The 13,277-nt window shown below is 41.1% G+C and carries 3 protein-coding genes; all 3 read left to right on the forward strand.

All coding sequences use genetic code 11. From position 1 onward, the window contains the following. Positions 1 to 351: 351 nt before the first annotated feature. A complete protein-coding gene (locus tag C7H19_RS26720; RefSeq protein ID WP_245927443.1) occupies positions 352 to 7,452 on the forward strand; it encodes a DUF4347 domain-containing protein in 7,101 nt (2,366 codons plus the stop codon). A gap of 306 nt (positions 7,453 to 7,758) precedes the next feature. Beyond that, on the forward strand, positions 7,759 to 9,540 hold the full coding sequence (locus C7H19_RS10575; protein ID WP_106456847.1) for an Ig-like domain-containing protein: 1,782 nt from the start codon (positions 7,759 to 7,761) through the stop codon (positions 9,538 to 9,540). A gap of 99 nt (positions 9,541 to 9,639) precedes the next feature. Next, complete coding sequence (locus C7H19_RS10580) at positions 9,640 to 13,275, forward strand: AMP-binding protein (protein WP_245927445.1); 3,636 nt, start codon at positions 9,640 to 9,642, stop codon at positions 13,273 to 13,275. Positions 13,276 to 13,277: the final 2 nt, after the last annotated feature.

Raw genomic sequence — 13,277 nt, forward strand, 5'->3', positions numbered from 1 at the left:
TAAAAGTTTATGAAAATTTTATAAAAGAAGCTTGGCAAAGCAGATGTTATAGTGGTATGCTTTTCTTAGTCAAATTTAATTGAAACTAATTGTCAATAAAGTGCAAATTCGAGTTAAATTTCCAACAACAAGATAATACTTGTCTAAGCGGGCATCTGCCTCAAAGAAAGAAATTTAGCCGAGAAGAATTGCTGATGAAGCTCATTCGCTCATTCTGATAAAGACATCCGAATCTTGCTTCGACACAACAAATAGTCAACCGTAAGGTAACTAATTAAGAATATGTCAATTTTTAGACCTTCTCAGGGTCATAGCATTACTCTCGAACTTGCATTGAGGACTAATAATACTATGATCAATCGTTCTTCTTCATCAAGCCAGACATTAGTATTCATTGATCGATCGCTAAAAGATGTCATGATGCTAGTGAATGGTGTAAGGCATGATGCAAAAGTTATTTTTTTAGAGCCGGAGCAGGATGGCATTGAAAAAATTACTCAAATTCTAATACAAAATCCTAAAATAAACAGTGTTCATTTAGTAGCACATGGCTCATCAGGTTGTCTAAAACTTGGTTCAAAAGAATTGAATTTAGACAACATCGATGACTATACTGAGCAACTAAAAGATTGGTCAAACCGCCTTTCTGGTAAGTCTTTGCTCATTTATGGTTGTGAAGTAGCATCAGGGGAAACAGGAATTAATTTTCTTTCTCGACTGTACCAATTAACAAAAGCGAGTATTAGTGCATCAACCCATAAAGTCGGTAGTTCCGAGCAAGGTGGAAGATGGCAACTCGACTATCAAATTGGTCAAATCACCAGTGAATTAGCCTTTTTACCATACGTTATAGAAAATTATGCTAGTGTTTTTGTTAATTATAACGAAAGCATTGGCGGTGATATTTCCGACGATCCGGGGAATCCCTTACAGCTTCAGTTAGGAAATGGAGCGAATACTTTACGAGCAACCTCATCAGATGGTGACATTGAATACGTCACCGTCAATGTACCAGAGGGGTATCAACTAGATTCACTGACGCTAGTTTCTTATAACTCAACCGATGATGTTGCTTTTGCTGCGGTGCAACAGGGTACGGTATTCACCGAATTTGGCCTACCCTCAGAAATTGATGTCTCTAAACTATTAGGTTGGAGTCATATGAGTGCGGGTCAAGTCGGAACGAATATATTAGATAATATCGGAAAAGGTTCGGGAGCGATTGGCTTTACGGGAGCATTACCCAGTGGTGACTATACTTTTTGGTTGCAGCAGACAGGAAATCCAGCAAACTATCTCCTTCAGTTCGATGTTTCGCCAACCAATATTGTAACCGATCCAGTGGTTAGTCTAACCGCGACTCCGACACTTCTAAAAGAATCAGAAGGAACGGCAGTTACTTTAACATTTAGCTTAGACAAAGCCCCACCAGCAGAAGGCGTAACCGTCTATCTAGATAGTACAACCTTCGATGCACTTGGCGAGTTTGACCTTTTTTCACTCCAATATGATGGGGGAGAGTTTCCAGAGCCGAACCAAGATGCTAGTGGCATTTATTTCACCATCACTGAACAAACGGCAACAATAACCTTAAACGTTTTGGATGATGGAGCGATCGAAGGAACAGAAAACATAACTTTTACCCTACAAACTGGTGAAGGTTATATTGTTGATCCCAATTCCAACTCAACTACTATAACCATTAATGAGGACATAAATCCTATGACAACCGTTTCTTTACAAACTATCTCAGGTAGCTACGATGCAGGCGATAATATATTAGCTTCTGATCTAGTAAGATCGCTAACAGCAGGAGCCAGTGTACTTACCTTCGTCTTCAACGTAGACGGAGAAATCCCCGAAGGTGGTTTAGTTGTTGAGGTTAATAGCGATATTAATCTAACGGAATATTTTACAGGTCTTGCTCGCCCTCCCTTTAGTCCAGGAGGTTTAGTTCTTGAAGCCATTTATGACGCTGAAGGAATAGCAACAGGTTTTAAATTCAGAATCGATCAACCCAATGCGATCTTTAGTTTACGGTTGCTCAACGATTTTGAAGGTTTAGAAACGACTGGGATAGAAAACGCCACCTTTACCCTAGAACCAAGTGAAGGCTATAGCACTGATCCAGAAGCTACCAGTAGTACTGTCACCTTCTACGATACCTTGGCTGATGTCCCTGCCCCAACGGTTGTACCAGAAGTCAGCTTTAGTATGACGAATACCACCTTAGTTGAATCAGAAGGCAGCTTCACCACCATTAGCTTTACCCTTAGCGAACCCCCACCACCAGAAGGCGTTTTAGTATCCATCGCTGGTTTACAGCAGTTTTTAGGAGACTTTAACATTTTTGCGGCTGAGGTAGAAGGTGGTGTATTCCCTGCTCCTAACTTCCGTTCAACTGGATTTTTCTTCAAAATTTATGACCAACAAGCAAGCATCACCTTACCAATTTTCCCAGATGAAGATATCGAAGGAATTGAAAAGGTTACGATCGCTCTGCAAGCGGCTCCAGGATATACGATCGCTCCAAGCAGCACCCCTGTAACATTCACTCTTGCCGATATGCCAAGCTCGGAAATTCAAGTGAGCTTATCTGGCAGTTCCACCGTATTAGTAGAAGCCTCTGGAACCGTTTCAGTACACACCTTTACCCTTAGTGCGCTCCCACCAGTGGGCGGAGTTACTGTTTCAGTTAGTGCGCCGAATCTTGCAGATTTTAACTTAGCTGGTGCTACCGTCATTGGTGGAACAATATCGAATATAAGTGATGATGGATTTGATCTAACGATTACTGGTATATCGGCAAGTATTAATTTACCTGTCGCTAATGATGGCGTTGCCGAAGGGCTAGAAATAGCAACCTTTACCTTAGTCGATGGAACTGGTTATCAAGTTAATGCCCTTGCTAGTAGCCGTAGCTTCCAAATTGTTGATGACATCAGTCAAACTCCTCCGCCAACCACGATCGCTGAACCAAATGATACAATTGCACTAGCTGTTGATACGAAACTGAGTGAACTTTATCCGAATGTATCTTTCACAAGTACGATCGACTATGACAATCTAAATCGTTATGCAATGGGAACTAATTTCCTTTATGTAGATGCGAGTGAAGACGTAGATATATATAAAGTTAACCTCAAAGCAGGCGACACAATCAAGATCGACCTTGATTCTAATCAATTTGCAGAGGGAAGAAAAGTAGACACTTGGCTGCGGGTTTTTGATTCTGTTGGTGCCGAGTTAGCCTCAAATGATGATGGCACGGCACCTGATGAAATCTTTGATGCTCGATTCCAATCTTATATTGAATTTACGGCTCCTACTGATGGAGTGTATTACGTTGGGGTCAGTCTTTACAGCAATGATGAATATGATCCTCTTACTCCCGCAAGTGGTACAGGGGACTCGGCACAAGCCCTCAATGAATACGGACCAGGGCAGTACACCCTTAATATCGCCCTCAACGATCCTAATGCGTTTATTGCCGAACCCACCGAAATTCCATCAGGTACCGGTGAAGGGCCAGCTATTTCTCTGTTTACTGTTGCCGGAACTTATGGCAATGACTTTGATAATCTTGGGTTTGATATCATCGCCCCTGGAATTGCCGAAACCACTCCCGAAGGTGCAGGCTCGGCTCTCAACCTAGTTTTAGTCGCTAATGGCGAAATTCCTGAAGGTGGTATCGAAGTTTATATAGAAAGCAATATCGCTTTCCCTGACTACTTTGGCGAGATTGAAGAAGGGGATTACAGCGTACCCTATGGCGGTAACCTCAACAATAAACCCTTTAGTCGTGGTGGACAATTTCTCACTGCCGTTTATGATGAAAATGGTCAAGCAACAGGCTTTAAATTCCTTCTAGAAGAACCTTTCGCCACTATTACCCTCAACCCTAGCAACCGCGAAGAAGCCGAAAGCGACGGACCAGAAACCGTTACATTCTCAGTGGTTGAAAGTGCTGGCTATACAGTTTCTCCAATCGGCAGTTCTACCGTTACTTTCTACGACACTATAGAACAGATTCCCACTCCTCCAATAACACCTGAAGTAAGCATCGCAATTAGTCCCATTAAACTAATCGAATCCGAAGAAACTGAGTTTACCATTACCCTAAGCCTCAGTGAAACCCCACCACCAGAAGGTGTACAGGTATATGTAAGCGGTAATGCCTTCGATTTTCTTAATGAATTCGCCGTTTTTCAAGCCCAGTTTACAGGTGGTTTACCCGTTGCTGATGGTGCGGTTAGCGGCTTCTACTTCCAGATGTTTGAGCAGACAGCAACCATTACACTACCCGTGTTTAACAGCATTGAAATCGCCGAAGGTGTCGAGCGGTTTAATGTTGAAATCAGACCAGGAGCCGGTTACACTGTCAATCCTGATATGAGTAGTGCCTTGCTCACCATTAAAGATACACTCGAATCGAAAAATCAAATTAGCCTGACAACTGATACTGCAACCTTAATTGAGTCAGAGGGAACAATTGCTAACCTTAACTTCAGTATGAGTGCAGCACCGCTCGGAGGAGGTAAAACAGTAACAGTCAGCACAGCAAGTTGGAGTGAATTTGATCCTGCAACTTTAGCAGTAACTGGAGGCGCGATTATTGGATATACTGCCGACGGTTTCATGCTAAAAATCACAGAACAGAACGCGACCGTTAGTATCAAAGTAGCTGATGATGGGATGATGGAGTCTTCTGAAACAGTAGTATTTACTTTAGAAGAAGGCAATGGATATCAAGTCGATCCGGCAGGCAGCGAGGCAATCTTTACTATTTACGATTCTCCAGAGTCGGCACCCACTTCAACTGAAGAATCTAACGATACAATTGGCACAGCGATCGCCACAGGATTAACACTTGCTAATTCAAGCGTTACACTCAATGGTGAAATCGGTCAGTATTACGTCGAAGATGCGGAAGGTAATAGCATCACAGTAGACGCTTCTGAGGATATCGATATGTACTCGTTTAACCTCAAAGCGGGAGAAACCATCAAGATTGATGTAGACTCCACTGAATACATACTAGAAGGGTATCTTTTCCCACAACGACTCGATTCAGAATTACGAGTGTTTAATGAAGCCGGTCAACAGTTAGCATTGAATATCGATGGGAATGCTTCAGATGAACTGTTTACAGCAGGTCGTGATCCCTATTTAGAGTTTGTCGCCTTAGAAGACGGAACCTACTACGTCGGAGTCGCTCAATACCAAAACCGGATCTATGATCCCTTAACTGGAGAAAATAGCAGTGGTCGAATTGATGCACTTTCTGGTCGAAATATTGGCTCTTATACATTAAATCTCGATCTCTTACCAGCCGGTGATACACCCATTGTCAGTCTCACAGTAACCCCCGCATCCCCAGCGCGTGCCTTAGAGGGAACCGATGTCACCTTCAATTTTACGGTGACGGGCGATCTACCAGAAGAAGGTCTAATTGTTGGCACAAGTGAATTCTTTGATCCGCAGATTGACTTCAACTTCGATTTTGATGATCCGACTCGACTCAATGGCATCGAATTCTACGACTATGTAGAATCAGATACAGGCGCAGTTACCGTCTACTGGAAAATTACAGAGCAAAATTCTTTTATTAAAGTCCCAGTATTCGACAATAGTATCGCTGAAGTTGATGATCCTTTCACTCTCAATCTACGCCTAAGTGATGACTATACGCTTAACCCCAATGCTAAGTCAGCTAGTGTAATCTTCGCCGATGAAGTACCCAATGTTCCAGGTGGCCCGCTCGTTGGTTTCTCCGTTTCGCCAACCGAAGTGAGCGAAGGCGAGAGTCTAACAATTACTTTCAATGTAAATGGCGAGATTCCTGCAGAAGGATTAGAAGTCAACGTTGATAGTGATATATTCGGCTCTTTAGGTGAATTTGCCATCTTTGATGCCGATGGTAACCCCTTATTCACTTCTACTGGCATAGCAGGTATACCCATCGGTAATGAAGATGCCAGTGGCTTCTCTGTCATGTTGACCCAAAATATGGCAACTTTGACGATCAATGCCTTTGATGATAATGAAATTGAAGGAATCGAAACCCTTAACTTCTTCCTAGCTGATGGTGAAATGTATGACGTTGACTCCACAGCAGGTGCAATTTCCATAATGATTGATGATGCTTCTAAAACCCCAGTTGTTAGTCTAACTGCAACCCCAGGTAGCATCATAGAAGGAGAAGATGTCACCTTTAATTTCAATGTAGCTGGCGATTTTCCAGCCGAAGGACTGATTATCGGTACGAGTGAATTCTTTGATTCGCAGTTCGATTTCAACTTCGATTTTGATGATCCGACTCGACTCAATGGCATCGAATTCTACGATTATGTAGTATCAAATACGGGCGAAGTCACTGTTTACTGGACACTAACACAGCCTAATGCCTTTATTAAAGTTCCCGCATTTAATGACACCATTGCTGAACCTGAGTACTCCTTCACCCTAGATCTACGCTCTGGAGGAGAAGACTATATGGTTAATCCCAATGCTAACTCAGCCAGCGTCACCATCTCTGATGATGTCATGAATCCAGGTGGACCGATCGTTGGTTTCTCCATTGCTCCCACAAAATTGAATGAAGGCGATAGTTTAACAGTCACTTTCAATGTAAATGGCATGATTCCTGAAGGGGGATTAGAAGTCAACGTTGATAGTGATGTATTTGCCTCTTTAGGTGAATTTGCCATCTTTGATATGGATGGTAACCCCTTATTCGATTCTACTGGCATAGCAGGTTTACCCGCACCTAATGAAGATGCCAGTGGCTTCTCTGTCATGTTGACCGAAAATACGGCAACTCTCACGATCGATGTCTTTGATGATGGAGCAAATGAAGGTATAGAAATGATTGATTTCTTCCTTCGTGATGGTGAAAACTACAATCTCGCTCTGGGTGCTAGTGAAGTAACCATTACCATTGATGATGGTGATCAAGAAACATTCTTTGGTACGGGTGGAAGTGATGTCTTTGATGCTAATGTTCCCAACGGATTCAACGGCAGCAATGATCTCGTTTTTGCTGGTGCAGGTGATGATCTGATCGATACCTCGGCTGCATTAGGCAACAATCGCATTTATGCACAATCAGGTAATGATACTCTCTTCCTTGGCAATAATAATCGTGCTTTTGGTGATAGTGGTAATGATGTCTTCTATCTCCTCGACGGTAAAAACACGATTAGTGGTGGAAGCGGTTCTGATCAGTTCTGGTTGGCAGCAGGTGAAGTGCCTAATCCTGTCAACACGATCACTGACTTTGAAAGAGGGGTCGATGTTCTTGGAATCGGCGGTTTAGACCTAAGTTTCGGCGACTTAACCTTTACTCAACAAGGCAACAGTACCTTGATTAGTGCTGATGAGCAAAAACTAGCAAAACTGCTTGGTGTCAATGCGAACCAACTCAGCGCTAGTGATTTTGTTTTTGCCTAAAATATCTCTGGTAAAACAGTATTAGCTTAGTCTAGATTGGCGATCGCTTATTTAACTGGTCGCTAATCTTTTTCCTAACCAGTAACCAAGAATACAGGAATAGAATATAATTACGATCAGTGCCTTTAACAATTCAATTAATTTGTCAACAAGAATCTTGCTTCCTGTTGCTTTTATTATCCATACTATCTAATTTGTCTGCTTCAAAGCGGACACAAAAAATTAATTATTATGACCAATCTTTAGTCCCTAATAAGATTCGAGTCAAACAAAAGTATTTGGAATTTTTACGAGGAATTATTTGATATGGCTACTCCAGTCGTCCGTTTTGAAACGAATCCCTCTGTTATTGTTGAATCTGAAGCAACACCACTTGTGTTCACTTTTAAACTGAGTGAAGCACCTCCATCGGGTGGTATAACAGTTACCGTCAATGGAAACGTTTCACAAAATTTAACTCAATTAGATCTTTTTGATATTACCGTCACAGGTGGAGAGTTTCCCCAAGGGGATTTTGATTTTTCAGGTTTTACTTTTAAAATTACATCACAAACAGCTACAATTAGTATCCCTTTTTTCCAAGATGGAATAGCGGAGTCTCCCGTAACTGTTACTTATACTCTAGCTCCAGGTTCAGGCTATATAGTAAGTTCCGATGCAAAACAAGATAGTGTTATTTTTAGAGACAATCCTGCACCCCCAGAAAACAATCCTCCTGTTGCTAACGACGATGGTATTAGTAACCCCGAAAATCAGGTTTTCAATGGAAACGTTTTAAGCAATGATACTGATCCAAATAGCGATACTCTAACGGTTACTGCACTCAATGGCAATAATGCGATCGGAAGTTCAGTTACTTTAAATTCTGGAGCGATAATAACTCTTAATGCAAATGGGACTTATAGTTATAACCCTAATGGACAATTTAATTATCTAAATAATGGACAAGTCGCTGGGGACATCTTTAGTTATACAATTAGCGATGGTAAAGGTGGAACTGATACAGCCAACGTAATCATTAGTATTACTGGTGTTACTCAAACTCCCGTCAATCAAAATCCAATCGCTGTTAATGATAGCGGTAGTACAACCGAAAAACAAGCCTTTACCAGTAATGTTCTAATTAATGATGGTGATCCCAACGGAGATAATATTGTCGTTAGTGGAGTCAATGGTACAACTAATCTTGGCATTCCTTTTAATTTAGCTTCTGGTGCCAGCTTAATTCTAAATGCTGATGGCAATTTTAATTACAATTCCAATGGTGTATTTAACGCTCTTAATGATGGACAGACGGCAACCGATAGCTTTACTTATGAAATTAGCGATGGTAAAGGTGGTCTAGCCAACGCCACTGTAACTATTATAATTCAAGGCATAACCGATGTTCCAGCCGGTTTTGATCCAGCATCATATGCTGCTTCTAATCCTCTTGATTTAATTTCTTACTATATTAACTCTGGCTATAGTTTGGCAGCACTCACCAACCATTATTTACAGTATGGACAAAATGAAGGTCGTCTAACTGATACCTTTGATGAATTCCGTTACATTGCCTCAAGCTATCCAGGAGGAGATTTAATTGGGGCTTTTGGAAATAAACCCATCGCAGGAGCGATCGATAGTGCTGGTGCAACCCTACACTATATTAATCATGGTTGGTCTGAAGGACGTTCTACAACTTCTTTCGATCCCGCCCGTTATATCAATTCTTGGAGTGATTTAGTCAATGCGCCTTTTATTGGTACTAATACCTTAGCAGGTACACAACATTTTATTACTAATGGTTTTGCTGAAGGACGAGATCCGAATCTGTTCCCAAGCGATCGCTATTTAGCTTCTAATTCTGATTTAATTAATGCTTTTGCATTCATTACCGATTATGCAGCCAAAGTAGAAACAGCATCTAATCATTATCTTAACTTTGGACGCAACGAACTTGGTCGCTCGATTACCTTTGATCCTGCTGCTTATCTAGCTAACCCGCTCAATGGGGATATTGCGGCAAATCCTTACTTTGGAACTCTGACAGGTGCGACTCAGCATTACATCCAGTTTGGTTTTGCTGAACAAAGGTCTTTGAGCTAAAATTTTTTTGTAGGGGTTTACTGATCAAACTCTGACAAATTTTTTCAACTTAAATTAATCTTGCTTGCTTTACATTATTTTGCTTCACATTATTTTACAGTGGCTAATCCTTTTGAAATTTTCCCGAAACCTCTTTTAACCTTAGTTGATTTACTACAGTACAGGGCAAATGAACAGCCAGAACAGATTGCTTATTATTTTTTAAGCGATGGCGAAACCGAAGAAATTAGCCTAACTTATCAAGCACTCGATCTTGAAGCACGAAAAATAGCGGCTCAGTTACAATCATTAAATCTGAGCCAAAAACAAGCAATTTTATTGTATCAGCCTGGTTTAGAATTAATTTGCGCTTTCTTTGGCTGTTTATATGCCGATGTTGTGGCGATTCCCGCTTATCCACCCCAATATAATCAAAATTTATCTCGTTTACAAGGAATCATCACAGATAGTCAAGCCAGCGTCATTTTAACGACAACGGCACTATTAAAAGATTGTCCTGATCCAAATTTATCTTATCTTATTAGCGATCGCTTATCTGACTACTCGGCTCATACTTGGCGCAAACCCAAGATTGATAGTGATACTTTAGCTTTTATTCAATATACATCAGGCTCTACAGGCTCCCCGAAAGGAGTCATGCTTAGTCATGGTAATCTTTTACATAATTCAAGACTAATTTACCAAGGTTTTGAGCATTCAAGTCAGAGTAAAGTCGTCAGTTGGTTACCTCCCTATCATGATATGGGATTAATTGGGGGCATCCTTCAACCTTTCTATGGTGGCTTTCCTGTTGTCTTGATGTCACCCGTTAGTTTTATCCGAAAACCCATTCGTTGGTTACAAGCGATTTCTCGTTATCAAGCGACGACAAGCGGTGGGCCAAATTTTGCTTATAATCTTTGTTTAGAAAAAATTACCCCTCAACAAAAAGCGACACTCGATCTCAGTTCTTGGAAATTGGCTTTTATTGGTGCTGAACCCATTAACCCTAAAACGTTAGATCAATTTGCTGAAGCGTTTGCCCCCTGTGGGTTTCGTCGTGACGCTTTTTATCCTTGCTACGGTTTAGCCGAAGCGACTTTATTTGTATCGGGAGGTGCAAAAAATAAACCGCCAATTATTAAAACACTAGATAGCCAAGCTTTACAACAAAATCAAGTTCTTCTGGCCTCGAATCACTCAAAATCACAAAATATCGTCAGTTGTGGGCAAATTTATCCAGAGCAAAAAGTGATGATTGTTGATCCTACTAAAGAGGGTTCGATTTCCAAACCCCTACAGGATGGAGAAATCGGCGAGATTTGGGTATCTGGAGCGAGTGTAGCTCAAGGTTACTGGAAAAATCCTGAAAAAACAAAAGAAACCTTTCAATCAATTATAGAAGGACAATCATTTTTACGAACAGGGGATTTAGGATTCTTGCAAAATGGGAAATTATATGTTACAGGACGAATTAAAGATTTAATTATTATTCGGGGTCAAAATTATTATCCCCAAGATCTAGAGCAAACCGTAGAGCAATGTCATGTAGCAATACGCCTAGGTTGTTGTGCTGCCTTTAGTATCTCTGAAGGTGAAGAACAATTAGCGATCGCGGCTGAAATTAAACGAGAATCAATACGCCAACTGAATCTAGAAGAGGTTTTAACGGCGATTCGTTCTGCAATTGCTCAAGAACATGGTTTACAGATTCATACTATATTATTACTCAAACAAGGTAGCATCCCTAAAACCTCCAGTGGCAAAATTCAACGCCACGCTTGCCAGAATCAATATCAAGACCATAATTTTGATTTAATCGCTCATTGGTCGATAAAATCAAGCCAAAAAACCGATCATTTAATTCAATGGCTTCGCAGCTATGCCAATGAACAGATTAACTCGCGCTTAATGGATGAGCGTCGTTCGATTTCCCCCTCAATTGTGTTAGATTTTGGCAATCAAGGTTTACTCGGAATGCAAGTCCCCACCGAATACGGCGGACTGGGGTTAAATCATAGCGACACGATGCGAATTTTAGAACAATTGGGCGCGATCGATACTACCCTAGCATTATTTGTTGGACTGAATAATATTTTAGGAATTCGACCCCTACTGAATTTTGGTAGTCAAAACCTTAAAAAAGAACTGTTACCCATTTTAGCTACTGGAAGAGAATTAGCCGCCTTTGCCCTGACTGAAACAGGGGCAGGTTCCAATCCACAAGCCATTACCACAAAAGCAGTTCTTTGTCAAGATGGCTGGTTACTTCAAGGGAAAAAAATTTGGAGTGGTTCGGCAGCATGGGCGGGGGTGATTAATGTTTTTGTACAAGAACCCGAAGGCATTAGCGGTTTTATCGTCCGTAAAGGTACTTCTGGATTACGTCAAGGGCCCGAAGCCCTGACAATGGGTATGCGGGGCATGGTACAGAATACGGTTTATCTGAATGATGTTCCTGTTCAAGCCGAACAACGCTTAGGTGACGCGGGGATGGGCATGAAAGTCGCCCAAGATGCCATGATGTACGGACGCTTAGGCATTGCTGCTGCTTGTGTTGGGGGAATGAAACGGTGCGCTCAATTGATGCTACGCTACAGTGAACGTCGTACGATCGCTACGGGACGTTTATTGGATAATCCTTTAATGTTGGTGCGCTTAAATGAGTTAACCGCAACGATTACCGCAGTTGAAGTATTAGTGAAAAGTTTAGCAAAATTTCTTGATCGGGGTTTATCGGTTCCTGTAGAAGCTTACACCGTTTGTAAAATCGCTGCACCTGAATTTTACTGGCAAGCGGCTGATCATTTAGTTCAGTGTTTGGGAGGAAGAGGGTATATTGAAACGAATATCGCGCCTCAAATTTTACGAGATGCAAGGGTTCTAAGGATTTTTGAGGGCCCGACGGAAACCTTAAAGATGTTTTTGGGTTCACGAGTCAACAACCAAAGTGAGGATTTAAAATCGTTTTTCTGTGACATTCTAAAAACCCCCCATCTCTATGAAAACTTAATTAATGACGCTAAAGTAATACAAGAATACTATTTGTCTGCTGCGTCACCTTTCATCGATCCTGTCACGGCTAAACGTTGGGCTTCTATTTTAATTGGAGATCTTGCTACTTTTGCGATTTTATTAGCTGTACTGATGGAGGACTCAGAATCAGTACAAAAAGCTTATGCGTGGACACAACAGCAATATGAATTAAAGCGTCATCAAGCTTTATCGAGAAATCCTCTACTTTATACCAATTCATTCGAGATCATCAGTCAATATGAATCAACGATTGGAGATATCGAACAAACTCTAGCAGGAGAAGATTACGAACTCGACGAACTCTTACGGAAATCAACCCACAAAACGGAAGCTAAAATCGTTAATGTTATTAGCACAAAAACGCGAAAAGTCAAGAACAATGTAACAGAAATTAAAACTTGGCTGATCAATTGGCTAAGTCAAAAGTTAAAAATTCCGACACAACATCTTGATCCTAAACAATCTTTTGCTGATTATGGCATTGATTCAGTAATTGCCGTCGAATTAGCCCAAGATATACAAGAATGGTTAGCGTTAAGCCAAGAAGTCGAAGCAACGATCGCATGGAATTATCCTACTATTGAAGCCCTCGCGCAGTATTTAAGCCAATTTTCATCAAACCCAGAACAACCCATTTTAGACCAAGAATTAACCGAAGAACAACTACAAAACTCGATCGCACAAGAAATCATTGAACTAGAAAACTGGCTACATCGATAAAT

It is taken from the genome of Aphanothece hegewaldii CCALA 016 (assembly GCF_003007785.1).
Classification (GTDB): domain Bacteria; phylum Cyanobacteriota; class Cyanobacteriia; order Cyanobacteriales; family Microcystaceae; genus Chroococcus; species Chroococcus hegewaldii.